Here is a 21,774-nt window from a genome sequence, read left to right on the forward strand (position 1 = left end):
TTCCAATTTGAACACACACATCCCACGTATCAAACACCTCATTCTTTGATTCCCAAGCTGTACCATCCTATTCCGAAGCTAAAAAATGAAAACGCAGCAAACATGGCAAACCGATCGTTTGCTCACTGCCTTCGTTCATTCATTTTGCTTACAGGTCATAGGATTAGTACTTCATTGCATTGGGTCACCCTTCCGTCGTTTGTTACGTATACGATAAAAGATTGGTTATTTTTTGTCAAGCTGAAAAGGCATAAGTGAGTCGATTAACTGGAGTGTAAATGGATGGGACACTTCAAACAATTCGTCCTTTTTGCATTCCTCCACTAGGCTTCCTTCATGTAAAAATAGAAGACGGTCACATAGATACACCGCTGCTTCTACATCATGGGTAATGAGAAGGATCGTCATGTCTAGCTCTTGTTTTAATGTCTCAAGCAACTCCAATATTTGTACTTGAACAGAAACATCCAGTGAACTCAGGACTTCATCTAGTATGAGAATGGATGGGTGCGTTGATATGGCTCGTGCGATGCACACTCGCTGAAGCTGACCGCCGCTTAGCTGATGAGCATATTGATTCAGTACAGACGAGGGCAGCCTGACTTGCTGAAGTAATGACAAAACTTTCTGATCCAGATTCTGATTCTGCTTTAACAAACGCATCGGTTCTGCTACGATCTCTTTCACCGTAAAGGAGGGATGAACAGAAGATAGATAATCCTGAAAAACAACACTCATTTTCCCCCGATTCACCCTCCGCCACTTGTCAGCTGGCATGCCATCAATCTGTACCTCGCCTCTATCTATTTTTTCTAAACCGAGCAGGATACGTGCCAATGTACTTTTGCCACTGCCGCTCTCACCGACTAATCCGGCACATTGTCCTTTTTCAATTTGAAACGAAACGTTTGATATGCGGTCTTTTGGTTTCTTTTGATGTGAAAAAAGACCTTTCTTCTCACCGTGTTTGACTAGATTTATAGCTGTGATCAACATGGAAACGCCTCCGCTCTCTTCTGCTGCCGCAGTGCTTTAATAGGAGCAGATAATCGAAGCCTCGTCTCCAGTAAATGCTTTGTTTGGGGATTCTCGGGTGATGTGAACACTTCCTTGGCTGACCCATGCTCAAGCATCACTCCTTGGTGCATGACCATCAACTCATCGGCGATTGCCTGAACGACGCCTAAATCATGCGTTATAACGATCAAGGTGACACCGGTTTCTTCCTTTAGCCTGTGTAATTGTCTGATGACTTCACGCCGATTAAAGGCATCAAGCGATGCAGTTGGCTCATCTGCAATGATCACGTCAGGAGAAAGCATCAACGTGATGCCAATCATCACACGCTGAAGCATTCCTCCAGACAGTTCATACGGGTATTTTTTCATCAAATCATATGGATTTTTTAAATGAACACGTGCAAGCCCAGCCATAGCATGTGCTTTTGCTTCTTTCCCGCGTAAGCCCAAATGCTGCTGAAATGTTTCCAATATTTGATGACCAATCGTTTCGATGGGATTGAATGCATTCATAGCATCTTGTGAGATGAAACCTATTCGTTTCCCCCGCCATTGATGTGCTTCTTGATTTGTCAATGTTTTGCCGTCATAAATGATCGTTCCTTCCACTTCTAGCGAAGGGGCGACAAGGTCAATTAACGCTTTTGCGAGAGTTGATTTTCCACTGCCACTTTCTCCAATGACGGCTAAACAGCGTTGTTGGTGTAAAGAAAATGTGATATTCGTCACTATATTCTTTTGCTGCTGTGGATCATGTACGGACAGATTTTTTACGTCGATTAAAGGCAAATGGCCTCACCCCTTTCTTTCTTGCATGATGCATGGCAGGATTCGCGGCATGCTGAAGGCTGTCTCCTAAAAAGTTCAACGCCATGACCACAAACAAGATGGCAAGTCCAGGCGCAAGCATATGGGCAGGATGTGTCACCATGACATTCTTCGCCTCGTTGAGCATCATACCCCATTCTGGTGTAGGTGCACTCACACCTAACCCAAGAAAAGACAGTGCTGATATATTTAAGATTACCCAGCCCGCATCAAGTGTCGCAAAAACAGCAATTTCTCCTGAGATGCGAGGAAATAGATGTCTCCTCAATATGTAAAAGGGTGTGCCGCCAGACACCTTCGCAAACTGAACAGAAGGTTCATTCGCATATTGAAGGACAGATGAACGAATCATTCTTGTATACCAGGCCCATTTCGCTAGGACATTCGCCAAAATAATATTGAATAGTCCAGGTCCGAGGATTCCCACAACCGCAAGGATCATCACCTCTGCTGGAAAGGAAAGCATGACATCACACAGCCTCATCAAAACCCCATCCACCTTTCCTCGAAAGAATCCCGCCATGAGTCCAAGTACACTGCCAATGAGCATCGTGATACACATCGTCAGCATGGCCGCAAGCATTGTTGTCCGAATGCCATATAAAAGGCGAGACAATACACATCTCCCTAGATGATCCGTTCCTAGTGGATAAGTAAGACTGATACCGGCATATTTTTGAAGAATGTTCGTATTTGTTGGGTCATGTGGTGCTAACACTGGTGCAAACAGTCCAGCTAATGCGACAAGTGCTAACAGCCAGATTGAAAGAATCGCCATACGGTCTTTTCTTAATTGATGCCACCCTATCATCGTTGTCAGACCTCCTTTCGCAACTGCGGATTCATGGTCATTTGGATCACATCAGCGATGAGATTGCACATAACAAACAGGAACCCCATCACAAACAAATAGGCTTGAATAATAGGGAAATCAGCATGGAAAATAGCTGTTATACACAACCGGCCAACCCCTGGCCAAGCAAAAAGGTTCTCAATAATAACAGTTCCTGCAATGAGCTTTGGAATAGACATGCCAAGTGCTGTCACCGCTAATTGCAGGGCATGCCTCATGACCTTCAGTTGAACGGTTCGTTCCTTTAAACCACGTGCTCTTGCGTAAAAAACAAAGGGCTCGTGCTGAAATTTTAGAATTTGATTGCGTATCAGTCTCACATAGGTCGATAAGTAGCCAAATGATAATGTGACAGCTGGAAGAAGAATCGATTTGAACCCTTCCATTCCACTCGTATTGACCCAATTGAATTTGACAGAAAAAAGCCAAATCAACAATATCCCCAGCCAAAAACTAGGCATTGAAGCGGCGATAAACACAAAGGCTCTCAATATCCGGTCCACCCAGGAATGAGCAGCATATGCACAAATCACCCCGAACAACAAACTGAGCAATATGATCAAAAAGAGCGCTGCTCCTGCAAGCTGCAATGTCGCAGGCAGCGCCTCCATGATAAGATCAAAAACGGGCTCCTGAGTGACATAGCTCCTGCCAAAATCACCTGTTAATCCATCTTTAAGCCATGTGGCATAGCGGATGAAAAACGGCTGGTCTAAGCCTAACTCCTGACGCATCGATTCAATCATTTCTTCTGTTGGTGTGACTTGATTCACCCGCAAAGCGACCTCAGCTGGATCACTTGCCCGCATCGCCAGCAGTACAAAAGCAAAGAAGGTGATGAAGATCATAAGCGGGAAAAGCATCAATATTCGTTTTAAGAGATAGCGAGTCATGTCTCTACCTCCGTTTTATGACGCAAAATACATACGGTCAAATGGAATTTCATACTGAGACACATGAAAACCTACGCCTTTCAGGCGCTTATTATAAACGGCCTTTGTCACAGAATAAGAGATTGGGATGTAGACATTTTCATCATGGATATACGTCAATATTTCTTGATACATTTGTTTCCGCTTTTGCTCATCTGGTTCTACTAATACTTCCGTAATCGTCTCGTCCAGCCACTTTTTCTTTTTCAGTCCTAATTGGGCTTGATAATCAGCATGGGATGCTACACGGAATGAAGAGACATAAGTTTGTGGATCATAAGGAAGTCCCCAAGACAGCGAGTACATCAGATCGAACTTTCCTGTTTTTTGCCGATCTAAAAATGCCTGTTTTTCTTCTCCTCTAATATCCAGCTTGATCCCCACCTGCTTGAAATCTTGTTGAATTGATTCGCTGATCGTTCTTTCACCCGCATTATCGGAATTATAGTAAATAGCCACACTCAGCAGTTTGCCATTTTGATAGCGATAGCCGTCTTCTTTCATCTTCCAGCCTGCCTCATCCAATATTGCCTCTGCTTTCTTCTTTTGATAAGTTTTCTTTTTCAATGGAATATTTGCGTAAGGGACAGAAGGGGCAAGCAATGTGTGTGCCACCTTTTCCGTTCCATTTAAAATGCCTTCTGTGATCATGTCCTTTTGAATGGCGTATTGAAACGCTTCTCTTACTTTCGGATCTTTTGTGATTGGCTGGTTTGAATTAATGACTATCGCTCTTGAACCAACAGGAGGACTCACGGTTACACCATATTGACCTGCTTCTTTTAAAGCCTGGAATGAGTCTCCATCGATCATGTCACCATCTGCTCCAAATAAAAGATCTATCTCTCCTTTTTGAAGCGCAAGTAAGATGGTCTGGTGATCCGGCATGACTTTCCATTTCACGGTTGAAATTTTCGGCTTTTTCCCCCAATAGTTGTCATTCATTTCAAAAACGGCATATTGATTTTTCTTATGTTCCTTTAGAACATAAGGACCTGTACCTGCATAGCTTTTGACTCCTTTTGCAGTCGTTTCATCAATGAAGCTTTTTGGAGAAATAAAACGGAAGGGGCGTGTTAAGCCCAGCTCTTCTAACGTAGGATAATAAGGCTCTTTCAACGTGAGAACAAATGTATCGTCATCTAACGCCTTTGTGGATTTGATTTCGGATACGAGATTAAGCCAAGCGTTCTTTTCAATATTTTTGACGACAGCATCAATGTTCCATTTCACTGCCTTTGCATTAAAAGGCTCACCATCTGAAAAAGTCACACCTTTTCGAAGATGAAAGGTGTAGGTTTTTCCATCTTTTGAAATGTCCCAGCTTTTCGCTAAGGCAGGCTGAACGCCCTTCTCTGTATTGACGACAAGCGATTCAAACACCATATTTTGAGCAGCCATCTCTCCGCCATATAGATGGGGATTGATGTCCCTGATATCTTTTGTACTTGCATACACGAGCTCATCTTCTTCTCTATCATTCATGCTGGAAGATGCTTTGTTTCCAGAGCATGAGGCCAATAAAAAACAAGCCATCACTGAAAACAGCATCAAGGTGTATGTCACATAGGGATGCTTTTTCTCATATTTCTTCTTTATGTAAACAGGTTGATCACTCATATGTATTTCCTCCAATTCAACATTATCGTAATCATTACGATTATTAATCGAAATGATTACGAATTGAATATTAGCATACAGAAATGGGAAATACAACGTCTTTTCATAAAAAAACAGACTCATGATTGAGTCTGTTTCGCTTGTATGAATTGATCGATCACCCTTAATGCTTTTTCTGTTCCACCTGCTGCTTGGAAGCTTTCTTCAATTTTCTCAATCCCCGCCCGGTACGTATCACTGCCTAAAACCGTCTCAACGGTCTCTCTTAGCTGCTCTGCTGTCAGCTGATCTTTATCAAGTGCGCAGGCAGCAGATAATTCAGTCAGTCTTTGTGCCACCATCGGCTGATCTTTGTCGACTGGAATGACGACCATCGGAACGTGGTAATGAATACCTTCATTGACACTATTCATCCCGCCGTGCGTTATAAACACATCTGTCAGTTCGAGCACTTCAAGCTGCGGCACATAAGGCTCGATCAGAAAATGAGCAGGCGCCTCTTTTAAGAGAGAACGATCTACTTTTTCACCTGTTGCGATAATTACTTTTCCGTCAAAGTCTGCGAAGGCATCTATACACATATTAAAAAATGCTTCTGTATCCCCAAGAACGGTGCCCATGGAAATAAAAACGACTTTTTCTTGCTCAAGTGCTTCCAGCGGGAAATCATGCTGGTCGGCTCTTTTTAGAAAGCTCGGTCCAATGAAGACAAACGAATCGTTTAATGAATCAACAGAAGGCTGGAAATATTCACTTGTATAGACGATATTCAGTTCTCCACGGTTTTTCATAAATTGCATCAAACGCGTTGGCTGAACGCCAAAACGCTCTTGTATTTTTTCTAACAGATGCTCAGCTTTCTCATCCTTCCTGTATAGCGGTGTATCAAAATGCGCCTCTTGCAGCACAAAAGATGGGTTGGATCCAATGCTCGGAATGCGCAAGTAATCTCGAACAAGCTCTCCTGCCCCAAACATATCGTAGTAGACCAAATCAAATGAATGCTTATCGGAAAGTGTTTCCACTACCTCTAAAATATCATATGATGTCTGCAGCATGGCATGAAAGAACGGCTGCATGGAATCTAAATCTCCTTCTTCCACATGTAATGTCCGAATATAGTCTGGATGTATATGTACGTGAGCGCCTAAGCGTTTGATTCGTTCCTGATAATGTACAGTTGTAACCGCATGCACTTCATCGCCTCGATCCGCCCATGTTTTGATCATTCCTAACATAGGGTTCACATGTCCTTCAGCTGGAAACGTAATCAATAAAATCTTCGCCACAAGAAATCCCTCCTCATTGTCAATTCCCTTCCATGTTAATCATATACAGCAAGCCGGCTCAACAAATACGCCTGAAAAGGGAAGAAATGAGTCTTATGTCCAGTATTTCATCATAAAGTGGCAGAAAAAAAGACAAAGTCTCCTAATAAGCACTTTGTCTTTTTCACATTATGATTTGAGCAGCATTTTTTTAAATGCATCAGACTGTTTTTCAATGGAGATCGAATCTGATGTTTTGATATTTATTCAAAGCACGCTGAATACACATTTCCTATATTGAAAAATTCAAGCAGTGCTCTTTTTGCTTCAGGACTAGCATTTTTCGCTGCTTTATTTACAGCTGCTTTTACAGCATTCCACTTACTTTTCCCCGCCTGTCTGGCGGCTTTATACGCTGGAATCAATGTTTTAACAAATTTTGTCGCGCCTCCTGCAGCTTTTATTGCGGACTTGACTTTTGCGATTTTTGCTATTGGTATAACATTGGTTATAATGGCAGTTCCAACCGCAGAAATACAACCAACTACACCCATAGTAACAACCTCACCATGTCGTTGAAGAGGGATATTAGAGTTCTCTTTCAACCATTTAACTACGGCTTCATCTCCTTTTGCAATAACGCTGTCAGGTAAAGCTTCAATCGCCAATAAAACCTCTAGCAACTCTTGATACTCTTCATCCACTTCTGAATTAGGACTAATTGCTGTTGCATTCGCAGTAAAAATCGTTGACAATAACATGAAAAGAGCTGTTATGAAGCATATAACACTCTTCTTATGAAAAATAGTTTTCATCCAATATACCCCTTTCTTGTTTATTTTTTGTATATGAGGTAAAAATATCATATTATAATAATTGTTTCAATTTTATAGATTCATATTGGAGGGATATTTTGTGAAAGTCTTGGAGAAATACAGTTATTTAATCATCATTCTTTGTCTGGCGGCAATGATCGTGACAAACTTCACTGTGAATGACAATACAATAAAAAATACTGTATCCGTGATTGGATTTATCATTGTTCTTCTTACAATTATACCTGCGGCTATTTACAGGAAAGGCCAAAAAGGCAGGTAACCCCTTTATAGCAATAACCCCCATCCTTATGTTAAGAGTGGGGGTTATTTTATTATATTCGGATAGATGTTGCTGTTTTGCAACAAGATCGTTTTTTCACTTGCTTACCCTAGCTTTATTAGAAGAGAACGATAAATCCGATTGAACATACAAAACCCCTCTTCTAAATGAAGAGGGGTTCATGAATGACCTTTATCATCGTAAACAAGGTCAATTACGCGCTCGGAGGGATTCGAACCCCCGGCAGACGTGGTACCGGAAACCACCGCTCTATCCAACTGAGCTACGAGCGCACGATATGTTTTTTGAACGTCAGCATATCAAATTATAAGGGAAATACTGCGAGAAAGCAATGATTAATCATTCGTCATGATGATGTATTTTCTTACTTTGGATACATAAACTAATATGATGGTTTGAAGTGGAATGATTTTGGGGAAAATGGATAGGGGTATTTGAATTTAGGTCAGCGTTTTGTTTGACCTTTATTGACCAAAAATGTATCATTGAATTACATACTTACCTAAAAGGTGAAGGAGGAACATTATGAATTTAATACCTACAGTCATTGAGCAAACAAATCGTGGGGAAAGAGCTTACGACATTTATTCTCGTCTTTTAAAAGACCGTATTATCATGCTTGGTTCTGCGATCGATGACAATGTTGCCAACTCCATCGTGTCACAGCTGCTTTTCTTAGAAGCTGAAGATCCAGAAAAAGATATTTCTATCTACATTAACAGCCCTGGCGGTTCAATCACAGCTGGTATGGCCATTTACGATACGATGCAATTTATTAAACCAAAGGTATCAACTATTTGTATTGGTATGGCTGCATCTATGGGTGCGTTCCTGCTTGCTGCTGGTGAAAAAGGTAAGCGTTATGCTCTTCCAAACAGTGAAGTCATGATTCACCAACCACTAGGCGGAGCCCAAGGTCAAGCAACAGAAATTGAAATTGCGGCAAAACGAATCCTTTCTTTACGCGATAAACTGAACCAAGTACTTGCTGAACGTACTGGTCAGCCAATTGAAGTCATTGAGCGCGATACAGATCGTGACAACTTCAAAACAGCGGAAGAAGCACTTCAATACGGACTCATTGACAAAGTCTTGACCCGTAATACAGAAGACCAAAAATAATGATCACAACACAAACCGTCTGTTCCTTGAACAGACGGTTTTTTGTCATTTAAACATACTTTAAGACAGCTCCGTCCATTTCTGCTGAAGAGACGGTGTTTGATAAGAAGCCATCTGCGTGATTAATTCCTCCGGTTCGCTCGAAGCATGTAACAATTGAAGGTGTGATTCATTTGAAAAGCCTTCCTGTACACTAAACTTCACCATATCCATAAGCGGATTGAAATAGTCATTCACTTGATACAATCCAATCGGCTTTTGATGGATGCCGATTTGTGCCCAGCACAGCACCTCAAATAATTCTTCATATGTACCAAAGCCACCTGGCATCGCAATAAACCCATCGGCCAGCTCGCTCATTTTCGCTTTTCGCTCATGCATGCCTGTTACCTCAATTAACTCTGTCAGCTCTTGATGCACGACTTCTCCTCTAAAAAGCCCCTTAGGCATGACACCGATCACTTGCCCGCCATGTCTCATGACCTCATCGGCAATCGCGCCCATTAACCCAATACGCGATCCGCCGTAAACAAGACGAATGCCCTGCTTCGCCATATAAGCCCCCAGCTCTACAGCCTTTTGTTTGTAGACATCGTTTACACCTGGATTTGAACCAGCAAACACACAAATCGTTTTCATCAAAACAGCTCCATCTCTCTCTATGATTTCTTCACTCATTCTACTATAATGATTTGTAAAAAAACAGCCGTTTCTTCTATATATAGTGTAAAATCAAAAGAGCGAACACCATATAAGGAGCTGTATAGAGAGAATGCAAACAACTGAAATGGAGAAGTGGATCAAGGATTTTTATCAAATGAGAAATTGGACAGAATATGGACCGTTTATCCGGTTAGGCTTCTTAATGGAAGAAACGGGAGAACTCGCTCGTGCTGTTAGAGCAATAGAAATTGGACGAGACCGGCCTGATGAGCAGAGACAGGAATCATCTGAGCTGAAGAAAGAACTCATTGAAGAAATGGGAGATGTCTTAGCAAACCTCCTCATTTTAGCGGATCTCTATGACGTCACAGTAGAAGAGGTCTTTAGCGCTCATCAACAGAAACTCACAAAGCGTTTTTCTGGAGAAAAAGAGTCAGTAAAAAACACGTGACCAAGCTGTCACGTGTTTTTCTAAGCCTTAAAGATGCTGTGGTGAGATGTCATCTGTTCGTTCAAAGAAATGCTGCTTTCCAATATGATGGAAAAGACCTGTTCGATGCAAAAGCTCCTTAGGCTGTGATTGAAGCCCAACGATCATCAGCTTTCCATTATGATGCTTTAACCGATTGGAGATATTCATGAGAACCGCTTCTGCCGACGTGTCCATATAATTGACTTTATTCATAAGCAGAATGAGTGTTTTTGGTTTTGTTTGAACATGATCCAAAATCGAATTTTCCAATGAATCTGTTGTTCCGAAAAAGAGCGGCCCTTCGATGGAATACATACTGATCCCTTTCTCGTCTGTCTGTTTTTCTAAAGCAGCTGCTGTTTCCATTTGAGGAACAGCGACATTTGTATGGATATTGGTCGTCTGGCTCATTTTTTTGATAAAAGCGATAAACGCTAAAATGAGACCAGCGGTGACGCCAATAATCAAATCACCGATCACTGTGAGCAGGAAGGTCACGACAAGTACAAGCGAATCGGCATTTTTCACTTTCACAATATTGATAAATTCTTTTCTCTCACTCATATTCCAAGCAACAAACATTAAAATTGGTGCCATTGCAGCAAGTGGAATCATTGACGCATATGGCGCAAATACCATTAAAATTAACAAGACGACAACGCCATGCACAACACCAGAAATCGGACTTGCTCCGCCATTTTTTATGTTCGTTGCCGTGCGGGCAATAGCGCCCGTCGCTGGAATTCCTCCGAAAAGCGGTGCCGCCATATTGGCAATTCCTTGTCCAACAAGCTCTTTATTGCTGTCATGTTTAGAGCCTTTCATATTATCAGCAACCATTGCGGACAAAATCGATTCCACGCCGCCTAAAAGTGCAATGATAATTGCTGGAGGCAGGAGGTATATCATTTTTTCAATCGTCAATTCAGGAAAAGCGAAGGTTGGCAGCTGACGAGGGATTTCACCATATGCAGAGCCAATCGTTTCAACTTGTCCTTGAAAGAAGAGAACAGCGAGAAACGTAGAAGCCAATAGACCTAATAGAGCACCAGGTATTTTGGGAATGTATTTTTGTGCCGCCAAAATCACAATGAGCCCGGTGACGGCTGTGATGATGGCGAGACTGTTTGTGGTACCGAGATGGACCACGATTTCTCTCATATTGAGGAAAAAACTTTCATGTTTTTCAACACCCTTTAATCCGAGGAAGTTGGCAATCTGTCCTGAAAAAATAATGACAGCAATGCCAGCAGTAAAACCGATGATAACCGGACGAGGAATAAACTTCATGAGCTTTCCTAGTTTGAATATTCCGAATAATACAAGCATACAGCCTGCCATAAAACCGGCAATAAGCAAGTTTTCAATACCGTACTGGCTGACGATCCCGAATAAAATTGGAACAAACGCCCCAGTCGGCCCGCCGATCTGATACTTTGAACCACCAAACAATGAAATCAAAATGCCGGCAACGATGACTGTGTATAATCCATATTCTGGTCCGACACCAGATGCAATGGCAAATGCCATGCCTAAAGGAATTGCCACAACCCCCACGACAAGCCCAGCGATTAAATCGCGTCTAAACTTTGATGAATTGTACCCTTCAAATCTTCCATAAAAACGCATGGTATGTGTTGGCCTCCTTTAAGTATGTGTAGATGATTTAGGTATACTGCGGGTCAATCAGTTTATCTTTCACAACGACATCCAGCTTTCCTGTTGCTGGATGAATCACCAGTCCATGAACAGCCACATCACTTGGCATCAGTGGATGCTCTTTCACTAATTTCACACTTTGGGCCACGCTCTCTTCAACTGAATCAAAGCCTGTCAGCCAGCCCTTTAAATCGACACCTGAGTTTTTCACAATGCTTAAGCATTTCTCTTCGATTCCTCGTGCTTTCGCCTTTTCAAGTAAAGGATCCGCCGCAAGACCTGCCATTCCGCATTCATGATGACCTACAATGCATACTTCCTCTGCCTTTAGCTCATAGATAGCTAAAAGGATACTCCGCATCACACTGCCGAACGGATGTGTCACGATGGCTCCAGCATTCTTAATGATCTTTGCATCCCCGTTGCGCAGCCCCATAGATTGCGGCAATAATTCCAAAAGGCGGGTATCCATGCACGTTAAAATGACCAGTTTTTTCTCAGGAAATTTCCCCGCTTTGTAAGGCTCATAATGTCTCTCATTCACAAACTCTGAATTGTGCTGAAGAATCTGTTCTAATTTTGATCCCATTTTGCCATCTCCCATCTTTTTTTAAGTAACGTAAGCTAGTGCCTGTCCCCCTTTTCTTTCTCGTGTTCTCAAGAATAGAGAAGAAAAATGATAGAAAAAAAAGAAAAAAATGAGAAAACGATGAGAAGAAATATCATCATTTTCTCTATTTTACGCTGCATCCCAACGGATACGCGGGTTTGTTTTCAATCTATTATTCTCATCACACTAAAAGACAATAAAATGGTTTAGTAGAAAATGACCATCCCGTTTAATACATTTCAAATATAATAAATTTTCTATCAAAAAGTCTCGAACTATTTTCCAGTTTGTCAGATAATCTCTCGTAAAATCTTGCAATTTCACATGTCTCCTCTATCATCTACTTATTTTTATATAGATAAAAAAATGCATCAGATAGCATATGAATCTACTTTTTCACTAAGAAAATGTCTTTCTTTACCGTTATTTTAGTATATTAAATATTGAGCTGCTAACATTCAAACGTGTTCTGCCGAAATGGTTGCTTTATAATAAAAGGAGAAAGATGACCATGTGAAAGGAGCGAATTGACTGTGATACCACACATTTTTGTCGCCAAACCCTTACCTGCTTCTTTTGAGGAAATGCTAAAGGAACATTGTACATACGAGGTTTGGCAATCCAAAGACCCTATTCCAAGAGACATTTTGTTTGAAAAGCTGCAGCACGCTGATGGTCTTTTAACGTCTGGAACGAAAATCGATCAAGAGCTGTTAGATCACGCACCAAAACTCAAGGTAGTGAGTAATAACTCTGTCGGCTATGACAATTTCGATATAGAAGTGATGAGACAAAGAGGCGTGATTGGTACGCACACCCCTTATACGCTCGATCATACCGTGGCTGACCTTGCCTTTTCACTCATACTCTCCTCTGCGAGAAGAATCGCCGAGCTTGATCGTTTTATCCGTGAAGGAAAATGGACGAAATTCGTACAGGAAGAAGAGATCTTTGGCATCGATGTACATCACCAAACGCTCGGTATTATTGGCATGGGTCGTATTGGAGAACAAGTTGCCAAACGGGCAGCACATGGTTTTGATATGAATGTTCTTTATCATAACCGAAGCCGGAATGAAAAGGCTGAATCGGCGTATGGTGCTGTCTATTGCGCACTTGATGATCTTTTAAAACAAGCTGATATCATCGTGTTGATTACACCGCTGACCGAGGAAACGTATCATATGATTGGGGAACGAGAATTGAAGTTAATGAAGCAAACGGCTTTATTTGTAAACATTTCCCGCGGGAAAACAGTGGATGAAAAAAGCCTCATTTTAGCACTTCAGGAGGGATGGATCAAAGGCGCTGGTCTTGATGTGTATGAGCAGGAACCGCTTCAAGAAGATCATCCTTTCAAAGAGATGAACAATGTCACCCTAGCCCCTCACATCGGTTCCGCTACTGAAACAACAAGGGATCTCATGCTGAAACGAGCCATTCATAATGTGATTCATGGAATAGATGGGAAGGCGCCTGTTGATGTTGTGAAGGAGCTTGCTTCCTCTTGATCAGATAAGACGCAGAGAACTGAACTGCGTCTTTTTATTTATTTCTTTAAGAGGCTTCAGGAGAAAAGTCTCATTTTAGCAAAGATCCTGATTCTTTACATTTCCTTCATGTTCGGGTGCTATAATATGAGGTAGACAAGCATCAAGAGGACGGCATCGGATTTCCTTAATAGGAGGATGAAGATGAAAAGATTGAGTTCAGTTTTGACTATGTTCGCTCTGATCGCTGCTATTCTGTTTTCTGGATTTATCCCGCAGCAAGTTCATGCAGAAACACCTCTTACACCAACAGCCACAACTGAAAATGCTTCTATTCAGCTCACGCCAGATGTACGTACCCTTGCCGTCATTAATACGTTTGATGGTGTAGCAGATTATTTAATTCGCTACAAACGACTGCCTGATAACTACATTACGAAATCACAAGCAAGTGCTCTCGGATGGGTGGCATCTAAGGGAAATCTAGCAGAAGTGGCGCCAGGTAAAAGCATCGGTGGAGATATTTTCTCAAACCGGGAAGGACGTCTTCCTTCAGCAAGCGGCCGCACATGGCGTGAGGCAGACATCAACTACGTTTCAGGCTTCCGCAATGCTGACCGTCTTGTGTATTCAAGCGACTGGCTCATTTACAAAACAACAGACCATTATGCGACTTTCACACGTATTCGATAATCAATAAAAAAGACAGCCCTGTTTCATCTGGGGCTGTCTTTTAGTATGGTTTACGGTATAAGCTTTTTCACATAATCCTCAAAAGGAACCGGAAGCGGCTTTTTCGACACTTCTTCATGTTCATGTGTGGTGACATGATTCTCAGTAACGATCACACGTCCTGTTGGCGTGAGCTTTGACGCAAGCGGTCTTTTGTTAAAAGGAGAGGATTCATTTTCATAAATCTCGTGTCTCAGTTGGACCAATGCAGCCTCGTCCACCTCGTTCAATGTGAAAGCATAGCCTGTTTCAGCACCATCTCCCTTATCTAATTGGAGCAGATGTGTCCCTTTTTCGGTTTCCTTTGCTTTGACGCGAAACCGAATAGACGCTCCTTCCACCCAATCTTCTGTAAAAGGCACAGGCTGAAGAGGTAAATTCACACCAAATCCCGCATCAATGAGAAAGCGTTCGTTATGATGCTTCAACATGATGGCTACATGCGTGCCATCAATGGCCCACGTGTCCGCTTCTTTGATATACACTGTCCCTTGAAGAAGCTGTACAGAGAGCCCTGCCTCTTTTAACACATAGTATAAGAGAGGATTGAGATCGTAACAAAGGCCTCCTCTGTTTTCTTCAAGAAGATGCTGCTTCAACCCTTCTTGATTCAAAGCGTAGGATTGTTTGTTCAGAACAGATCTATTTTCGAACGGAAAGGTATAGGCCATTTTTTTTAATAATACAGGTAAGTCATTAAAGGTGATGGACTGACCTTCATATCCGATCTTCTGTAAAAAAGCTGATTGAATCATGACATTCCCTCCTAAAAAAACTGAGCCTTTGAAGAGACTCAGTTTTCTTGATTGATAAAATCTGTTAACGCCTCAATGGCTTCTTGTTCGTCCGCACCATCTGCAATCAGTGTGACAGTAACCCCAGAGCTGATCGCAAGACTCATGAGACCCATAATGCTTTTCGCATTGACTTTTTTCCCATCTTTCTCTAGAAAAATATCAGCTCCAAAGCGATTGGCTTCTTGTACGAACAAAGCAGCTGGACGTGCCTGCAAGCCTGTTTTCAGCTGGATGGTGACCGTTTTTTCCACCATATGATCTGCCTCCCTTTTTCATTCTCCTATTTGAGTGTAACAGCTTGTCCGTTTCGTAATTGTTCTGCGATTTGATCTAGCTTTCTTAAACGGTGGTTAATCCCTGACTTGCTGATTTTGCCGCTTTCCACCATTTCTCCAAGTTCCTTCAGCGTGACCTCTTGATAGTCGACTCGCAGTTTAGCAATTTCACGAAGCTTATCCGGCAGGGCATCAAGTCCAATTTTTTCATCAATAAATTGAATGTTCTCGACCTGACGCAGTGATGCACCAATCGTTTTATTCAAGTTAGCTGTTTCACAATTGACGAGCCGGTTGACGGAGTTCCTCATGTCTCGAACGATTCGCACATCTTCAAAGCGAAGCAGTGAGTTATGAGCGCCCACAACACTTAAAAATTCCGTGATTTTTTCTGCTTCCTTCATGTACGTAATGTACCCTTTTTTGCGCTCAAGTGTTTTACTATTGAGATGAAATTGATTCATCAGCTCACAAAGGGCATCATTATGTTCTTTATATAGTGAAAAAATCTCAAGGTGATAGGAGGACGTTTCTGGGTTATTCACAGAACCGCCTGCTAAAAAAGCACCTCTCATATAGGAGCGCTTGCAGCATCTTTTCTTCACGAGCTCTTCTGAAATATTGCGCTCAAATACAAATTGCTCACCTAATATTTTTAAATCCTCTAAAATGGTTTTCGCTCGTTCTACCAGTCTGACAATATACACGTTATTCTTTTTCAATCTCATTTTTTTACGGACGAGCAGTTCGACTGTCACATCGTATTTCTTTTTGAGCAGCGTATAAATACGTCTTGCAATGGCTGCGTTCTCTGTCTGTATATCTAAAATCAATTTTCGATTAGAGAAAGATAATGAACCGTTCATACGGATGAGGGCAGAAAGCTCTGCTTTTGTGCAGCAGTCCTTCACGTCCAGATTAGTCAGCTCTTTTTTTGTTTCGGATGCAAATGACATCCTTGCCACCCCCATTCCTATTTTTTCTGATGCAGCAGATCGACAAGCAGCGAGGCTACTTTCAGCGTGTCATGACGAATGACATGCTGGTCGTATGTAATGATTTCTCCAGGAATCACTTCTAGTCCCATTGCTTTCAGTGCATCTGTGTCGAATTGGACAGGCTGTGCCTGTTCTTCTGCATATTTTGCTTTGATTTCTTCTGGAATTTCTTTATTGTTCACAAAAATCGTATCAATAAATGGACGATCCATATGATCATTTAATGCCTGAACATGATCAGCTGCACTGTAGGAAAGCGTTTCCCCCGGCTGCGTCATGACATTGCAAATATACACTTTTTTCGCCTTTGAGCGAATCACTTCTTCTCCAATATGCGGCACAAGCAAGTTTGGCAAAATACTCGTATACAGACTACCAGGCCCAATGACGATCAAATCCGCCTCACGAATGACTTGAATAGATTCTGGCAGCGGTTCAATCGTATCGGGTGTGAGAAACACTCGTTTAATTCGCTCACCATAGGTGGGAATTTTCGATTCTCCTGTCACCATTTGCCCATTTTCTAATTCCGCATGAAGAACAACACTTGAATTTGCTGCTGGCAATACTTTTCCTCTCACATTTAAAACCTTGCTCATTTCAGTGACGGCATGAAAAAAATCACCGGTTATATTTGTCATGGCCGCAAGAATGAGGTTGCCGAGTGAGTGGCCTGTTAAGTCATTCCCTTTGTTAAAACGGTGCTGAAATAAATCTTCTACAAGCGGTTCAACATCAGAGAGAGCTGCAAGGACATTTCGAATATCACCTGGAGGGGGAATATTCAAATCATGCCGCAGTCTGCCTGAGCTGCCTCCGTCGTCAGCAACCGTTACTATAGCGGTAATGTCCACTGGCTTCGTTTTTAGCCCTCTGAGCAAAACAGATAAGCCAGTGCCACCGCCAAGAATGACCACCTTTGGTAGTGTCGTCATCTATTTTCTGCTTCTCTTTTCAATGTCCCGGTGAGTGACATGTGTATAGTAATCGTTTTTAAAATACTCCGATAAATAGTTGGCCAGCGTCACAGATCGATGCTGCCCGCCTGTACAGCCGATGGCGATCACAAGCTGACTTTTTCCTTCCCTCTTATACGACGGAAGCATAAAGCTGAGAAGATCGATTAATTTCTCTGTGAATTTTTGCGTTTCAATCCATTTCATCACATAGGAGCGCACTTCTTCATCGTTTCCAGTCTGTGGACGCATACTCTCAATATAGTAAGGATTCGGCAGGAATCTCACGTCAAAGACAAGATCAGCATCAATCGGCAGACCGTATTTAAAGCCAAAGGACATCACGTTTACTGTAAACACCTGACCTTGGTTTGTCGCAAAGTGCGTGACGATTTTTTCTCGCAGCTGTTTTGGTTTTAAATCCGATGTATCAAAAATCATTTGAGACCGGCCTTTTAACTCCTCTAACAGCTCGCGCTCCATTGCAATTCCTTCAAGCGGCAAACCTGTTGTCGCAAGGGGGTGCGAACGTCTCGTTTCTTTGTATCTTGAGACAAGCACCTTATCATTTGCATCTAAAAATAGAATCCTTGGCGTGATCCAGTCAAGATCACTCATTTCATCTAATGCCGCAATTAAGCTGTCAAAAAATTCGCGTCCGCGCAAATCCATCACAAGAGCGACCTTGCTCATTTTGGAATTCGATTCCTTCATGAGCTCTAGGAACTTCGGTAAAAGTGATGGCGGCAGGTTATCAACACAAAAGTAGCCTAAATCTTCAAAGCTTTGAATGGCGACGGTTTTCCCCGCACCTGACATTCCTGTAATAATCACAAGCTGAATATCTTCTTGTTTGTGTGTATTCATGCCTGCTTCCTCTCCTTCTTTATGAAAACGGTTCATGTATTATTCTCCCTGAGGATCTAACCGATAAGCAATCAGCTCAAAATCGGGTGTATACGTAAAAGTGCCGTGCAGAAGTCCTTTTCCTTTGAGCATGAAATCAAGAATATGGGAATCTCCTGGAGCCATCGGCAAATGAGGCACATCCTTTACGTCATGCCATTTTAAAATGCCTTCCTCTGACTCTGTTACGTTTTTTCCGGTAAATGAATCTGCCATAAAGGTGAACATCATCCACTCTTGAACGATTTGATCGCCTTCTTTTATGATAAAGGTAAAAACACCTTTCAGTTGCGGATTTAAAATATAAATACCTGTTTCTTCTCTATATTCTCGAACGACTGAATCTTTGACCGATTCTCCGCTTTCCATTTTGCCGCCCGGTGCTACCCACCAGCCCCGTCTTGGCTTTTGCAGCAAGAGAACTTGATCTTCGTGATGCAGCACACAATTGGTTACTCGTTGCATCAGCTGTCACCTACTCTTTTATGTCTTTAACTTATTATACAGGTTCAACCTGACTCCCACAATGAACATGCCCGTTCTTCCCCGAAAACAGACCGGTTTTCGTTTGAATGATGTAACGAGCCATTTCTCTACTCTTTATTTTACAGCATCTAACGGTTCTCCATGCGTCATTTGTGAACATCTGGTGAATTTCTGATTTCAGGCAAAAAAAAGGACACGGATTCACATCCGTGCCAAACATGTATTCCTTATAAAAGGGGGTCAATTACTAGTTTTATCATAACGGAAAATTATTTCACCCGTGTTACATTCCAGTTAAAAGCCCATGACGCTATATTAAGGATTTACGACAGCCATTTATTTCGTTGCTTTGAGTTTTTCAGCAAGCTCTTCTACATAATGCTGTGCGCTTTGTGCTGCAATACTTCCGTCTCCTGTTGCTGTGACAATTTGACGAAGTGTTTTTTCACGAATGTCACCCGCTGCGAAAATACCTTCCACTCTCGTTTCCATTCTTTCGTTTGTCTCGATGTAGCCTTCTTTATTTGTAATGCCGAGATTTTCAAATGGTTTAGACAGTGGTAGCATTCCGATATAGATAAAGGCGCCGTCTGTTTTAAACTCTTCTTCTTCACCAGTCACCGTATCAATCAATGTCACACTGCCGACTTTCCCGTTTTCTTCATTGATCTGTTTGACGGTTTTGTTCCACATGAAGTCAATTTTTTCATTATCAAAGGCACGCGCTTGTAAAATGCTTTGTGCACGAAGCTTATCGCGTCTATGGATAATCGTTACTTTAGAAGCGAAGCGTGTGAGATACACACCCTCTTCTACAGCAGAATCTCCGCCGCCAATGACGACAAGCTCTTTGTTTTTAAAGAATGCTCCGTCACATACTGCACAATATGATACGCCGCGGCCGCCAAGTTCTTTTTCACCTGGTGCACCGATTTTTTTGTATTCAGCCCCTGCCGCGATAATGACAGAGCGTCCTTTGTATTCTTTTGAGCCGGCTTTGACGATTTTGTATTCTTCACCGTTCACGATTTCTTTGATATCGCCATACGCATACTCTGCACCGAATTTCTTCGCATGCTCAAACATTTTATTTGAAAGTTCCGGCCCCAAAATGCTTTCAAAGCCAGGATAGTTCTCGACATCTTCCGTATTCGCCATTTGTCCGCCTGGAATTCCTCTTTCAATCATTAATGTTGAAAGATTTCCCCGTGATGTATAAACAGCGGCTGTCATTCCGGCAGGACCCGCTCCAATGATGATCGTATCGTAGATTTTTTCTTCTGACACAACTGTCACTCCCTCTTCAATTGCTGCTCGCATTTCTTATTAGAATGCCCTTGGGTGATGCTTCCATTCATGACAGAGAGCATCATTTCCACTCTTAGCTTTTATTCCTTACCCATATCCTATTAAATCTGCGGGGAATAAGCGAATCATTTGCTCATATCTTCAAAAAAAGAAAAAGCTTCCTTAAACTGCTGTTTAAGGAAGCCTGTTTACGGTTATATAAAAAGTAATGATTTATTCAACGACTCTTCTTACAACGCCTTTGAATGCTTTTTTCCAGTATACGTTGCTCATTGAGTCAACTGAAACACCGCGAGAGCTGTTATCGTTCAAGAATGTACCGTTTCCTAAGTAAATACCAACGTGTCCATTTACTTTATACGTATCAAAGAACACAAGGTCTCCGCGTTTCATGTCAGATGCACTTACAGCTCTTCCTTTACCTACAAGCGAATCTGTTGTTGTACCGCCAACTGGTCCAAGGTTGATACCTGCTGATGCAAATGCCCAGCGAACGAATGAAGAACAGTCAAAACGACGTGCGTCAATATCGGCTTGTGATCTGCCGCCGCCCCATTTATATGGAGATTGTCCAACAATAGTAGAACCTGTGCTGATTGCACCTTCAATTCCGCCTACGTTACTGCTGACAGGTGATCCACCGCCAGTAGATGGCTTCTTGCTTGGTGAACTGCTGTTGTTGTTATTATTGTTATTGTTGTTATTAGATGACCCGCTGTTACTTGAAGATGGGCTGCTATCGTTATTTGAGCTGTTGTCTTCCGCTTGAACACTAGCTTGACGCTGCTGCTGTTGTCTTTGCGCTTTTTCTTCTTTTGCTTTTTGAGCTGCTTCTCTAGCTTCTTTTTCAGCTTGTTTTTGTGCAGCTACTGTTGCGTCCTTTTCAGATGCAATGCTGTTAGCCTCACTGTTTAACTCGCTGATTTCAGAAAAAGCACTTCCTTTTTGCTTTTTCACTTGCTTGAATAGCTTGTCTTTTTCATCAAGCTGTTTATTCAGGTCTGATTGAAGTGTTTCAAGCTTTGCAAGTGTGCTTTGCACATTTTCAAGCTTTGTGTTTAATTCGTTTTCAGACTTTTGAAGCTCTGCTTTGTCTTTTTCCTGCTCTTTAATGATTTCACTGTCTGCGTTGATCAGTGTAGAAACTGCACCTGCACGGCTGATGAAATCGCTAAAGCTTTTTGCTCCTAGTAATACATCTATGTATTTCGTAGAACCGCCGCTCTCTTGAAGGGCACGTACACGCTTTTTCAAGAACTCGTTTCTTTCTTCAATACGTTTTTCTGTATCAGCAATTTCTTTTTTCAGTGCTTTGATTTCTTTTTTAGTTTTTTCATTTTCTTTTTGTTTTTCTTCGATTTGATCACTTGTTTTTAAAGCTTTCTCATCAATATCTTTAAGCTTTTGTGCAAGTGCCTCTTGTTTTGCTTCAAGCTTTGAAAGCTCTTCTTTTTTCTTTTGAAGATTCTTGTTTACCTCAGATTGCTTGCTATCTAGTTCTTGTTTCTTTTGTTCAAAGTTCTGTGCGTTTGCTTCATGTGTAAATGGAATAAATAAACCGCTCGCTCCGATCACCGAAGCTAAACCGAAAGTAATAAACTTTTTCACAAATAGTTCCTCCTTTGACAATTTCCCAAGCGACATTAGAAAGCAGCAAATTC

22 protein-coding genes, 1 tRNA gene and 1 pseudogene are annotated in these 21,774 nt (G+C 41.9%); 5 read left to right on the forward strand and 19 right to left on the reverse strand.

Features of this window, described 5'->3' with window-relative positions; genetic code table 11:
* Nucleotides 1-225: 225 nt before the first annotated feature.
* The 7 genes from AC3WTB_RS07105 to AC3WTB_RS07135 all read right to left on the reverse strand — a co-directional run bounded on the left by AC3WTB_RS07105 (nt 226) and on the right by AC3WTB_RS07135 (nt 7,335).
* Nucleotides 226-996 (reverse strand): ABC transporter ATP-binding protein, encoded by a 771-nt coding sequence (locus tag AC3WTB_RS07105; protein WP_059376637.1) that lies wholly within the window; start codon nt 994-996, stop codon nt 226-228.
* Nucleotides 990-1,808, reverse strand: a complete 819-nt coding sequence (locus AC3WTB_RS07110) for an ABC transporter ATP-binding protein (protein WP_492333522.1) — start codon at nt 1,806-1,808, stop codon at nt 990-992. The genes AC3WTB_RS07105 and AC3WTB_RS07110 overlap by 7 nt, the downstream gene beginning before the upstream one ends.
* Nucleotides 1,771-2,658, reverse strand: coding sequence for a nickel/cobalt ABC transporter permease (gene opp1C, locus AC3WTB_RS07115; protein WP_059376656.1), 888 nt, complete (start codon nt 2,656-2,658; stop codon nt 1,771-1,773). The genes AC3WTB_RS07110 and opp1C overlap by 38 nt, the downstream gene beginning before the upstream one ends.
* A 5-nt stretch (nt 2,659-2,663) precedes the next feature.
* Nucleotides 2,664-3,593 (reverse strand): nickel/cobalt ABC transporter permease, encoded by a 930-nt coding sequence (gene opp1B, locus AC3WTB_RS07120; protein WP_330545567.1) that lies wholly within the window; start codon nt 3,591-3,593, stop codon nt 2,664-2,666.
* 15 nt (nt 3,594-3,608) lie between these two features.
* Entirely contained in the window at nt 3,609-5,252 is a 1,644-nt protein-coding gene (nikA, locus tag AC3WTB_RS07125; protein ID WP_330545568.1) for a nickel ABC transporter substrate-binding protein, read from the reverse strand.
* A 119-nt stretch (nt 5,253-5,371) separates the two neighbouring features.
* A complete protein-coding gene (locus tag AC3WTB_RS07130; RefSeq protein WP_039181612.1) occupies nt 5,372-6,541 on the reverse strand; it encodes a macrolide family glycosyltransferase in 1,170 nt (389 codons plus the stop codon).
* 242 nt (nt 6,542-6,783) lie between these two features.
* Entirely contained in the window at nt 6,784-7,335 is a 552-nt protein-coding gene (locus tag AC3WTB_RS07135) for a hypothetical protein (protein WP_492333523.1), read from the reverse strand.
* Between the two features lie 100 nt (nt 7,336-7,435).
* On the opposite strand from AC3WTB_RS07135, the gene AC3WTB_RS07140 reads away from it, so the two are divergent.
* Nucleotides 7,436-7,618, forward strand: coding sequence for a hypothetical protein (locus AC3WTB_RS07140; RefSeq protein ID WP_012011344.1), 183 nt, complete (start codon nt 7,436-7,438; stop codon nt 7,616-7,618).
* A 217-nt stretch (nt 7,619-7,835) separates the two neighbouring features.
* Here AC3WTB_RS07140 and AC3WTB_RS07145 read toward each other — a convergent pair.
* Nucleotides 7,836-7,911 (reverse strand) — tRNA-Arg (locus AC3WTB_RS07145).
* Between the two features lie 253 nt (nt 7,912-8,164).
* On the opposite strand from AC3WTB_RS07145, the gene clpP reads away from it, so the two are divergent.
* The gene (clpP, locus tag AC3WTB_RS07150) at nt 8,165-8,761 is read left to right on the forward strand and encodes an ATP-dependent Clp endopeptidase proteolytic subunit ClpP (RefSeq protein ID WP_024427684.1); all 597 of its coding nucleotides are present in this window, start codon (nt 8,165-8,167) and stop codon (nt 8,759-8,761) included.
* Nucleotides 8,762-8,821: 60 nt separating this feature from the next.
* Here the strand turns inward: clpP and AC3WTB_RS07155 are convergent, their stop codons facing one another.
* On the reverse strand, nt 8,822-9,400 hold the full coding sequence (locus tag AC3WTB_RS07155; protein ID WP_041088147.1) for an LOG family protein: 579 nt from the start codon (nt 9,398-9,400) through the stop codon (nt 8,822-8,824).
* A 133-nt stretch (nt 9,401-9,533) separates the two neighbouring features.
* Between AC3WTB_RS07155 and AC3WTB_RS07160 the strand changes: the two genes are divergently transcribed.
* On the forward strand, nt 9,534-9,875 hold the full coding sequence (locus AC3WTB_RS07160) for a MazG nucleotide pyrophosphohydrolase domain-containing protein (protein WP_058837578.1): 342 nt from the start codon (nt 9,534-9,536) through the stop codon (nt 9,873-9,875).
* Nucleotides 9,876-9,902: 27 nt separating this feature from the next.
* Here AC3WTB_RS07160 and AC3WTB_RS07165 read toward each other — a convergent pair whose 3' ends face one another.
* Nucleotides 9,903-11,525 (reverse strand): SulP family inorganic anion transporter, encoded by a 1,623-nt coding sequence (locus AC3WTB_RS07165; protein WP_268473728.1) that lies wholly within the window; start codon nt 11,523-11,525, stop codon nt 9,903-9,905.
* 37 nt (nt 11,526-11,562) lie between these two features.
* Nucleotides 11,563-12,144: a beta-class carbonic anhydrase gene (locus tag AC3WTB_RS07170; RefSeq protein ID WP_047203875.1), complete on the reverse strand. Its 582-nt coding sequence runs from the start codon at nt 12,142-12,144 to the stop codon at nt 11,563-11,565.
* A 554-nt stretch (nt 12,145-12,698) separates the two neighbouring features.
* On the opposite strand from AC3WTB_RS07170, the gene AC3WTB_RS07175 reads away from it, so the two are divergent.
* Both AC3WTB_RS07175 and AC3WTB_RS07180 read left to right on the forward strand, forming a co-directional pair.
* On the forward strand, nt 12,699-13,676 hold the full coding sequence (locus tag AC3WTB_RS07175) for a 2-hydroxyacid dehydrogenase (RefSeq protein WP_492333524.1): 978 nt from the start codon (nt 12,699-12,701) through the stop codon (nt 13,674-13,676).
* A gap of 345 nt (nt 13,677-14,021) precedes the next feature.
* Nucleotides 14,022-14,348, forward strand: a pseudogene (locus AC3WTB_RS07180) (ribonuclease); the annotation flags it as partial.
* Nucleotides 14,349-14,398: 50 nt separating this feature from the next.
* Here the strand turns inward: AC3WTB_RS07180 and AC3WTB_RS07185 are convergent.
* From AC3WTB_RS07185 to AC3WTB_RS07220, 8 genes are all read right to left on the reverse strand, one after another.
* On the reverse strand, nt 14,399-15,142 hold the full coding sequence (locus AC3WTB_RS07185) for an arylamine N-acetyltransferase family protein (protein WP_492333525.1): 744 nt from the start codon (nt 15,140-15,142) through the stop codon (nt 14,399-14,401).
* A 38-nt stretch (nt 15,143-15,180) separates the two neighbouring features.
* Nucleotides 15,181-15,438 carry an HPr family phosphocarrier protein gene (locus AC3WTB_RS07190; protein ID WP_024423549.1) on the reverse strand — a complete coding sequence of 86 codons (258 nt, stop codon included), beginning with the start codon at nt 15,436-15,438 and terminating at the stop codon, nt 15,181-15,183.
* 26 nt (nt 15,439-15,464) lie between these two features.
* Nucleotides 15,465-16,415: a DNA-binding protein WhiA gene (gene whiA, locus AC3WTB_RS07195; protein WP_003213321.1), complete on the reverse strand. Its 951-nt coding sequence runs from the start codon at nt 16,413-16,415 to the stop codon at nt 15,465-15,467.
* Between the two features lie 17 nt (nt 16,416-16,432).
* A complete protein-coding gene (locus tag AC3WTB_RS07200; RefSeq protein WP_034281026.1) occupies nt 16,433-17,392 on the reverse strand; it encodes a gluconeogenesis factor YvcK family protein in 960 nt (319 codons plus the stop codon).
* Nucleotides 17,393-18,280, reverse strand: coding sequence for an RNase adapter RapZ (gene rapZ / locus AC3WTB_RS07205; protein ID WP_492333686.1), 888 nt, complete (start codon nt 18,278-18,280; stop codon nt 17,393-17,395). It lies immediately after the preceding gene.
* Between the two features lie 39 nt (nt 18,281-18,319).
* Entirely contained in the window at nt 18,320-18,784 is a 465-nt protein-coding gene (locus tag AC3WTB_RS07210) for an 8-oxo-dGTP diphosphatase (protein WP_024423553.1), read from the reverse strand.
* 357 nt (nt 18,785-19,141) lie between these two features.
* A complete protein-coding gene (gene trxB / locus AC3WTB_RS07215) occupies nt 19,142-20,092 on the reverse strand; it encodes a thioredoxin-disulfide reductase (RefSeq protein WP_048238006.1) in 951 nt (316 codons plus the stop codon).
* A gap of 234 nt (nt 20,093-20,326) precedes the next feature.
* Complete coding sequence (locus tag AC3WTB_RS07220) at nt 20,327-21,721, reverse strand: C40 family peptidase (RefSeq protein WP_492333526.1); 1,395 nt, start codon at nt 21,719-21,721, stop codon at nt 20,327-20,329.
* Nucleotides 21,722-21,774 lie beyond the last annotated feature (53 nt).

It is taken from the genome of Bacillus sp. EB106-04-04-XG123, from assembly GCF_058791855.1.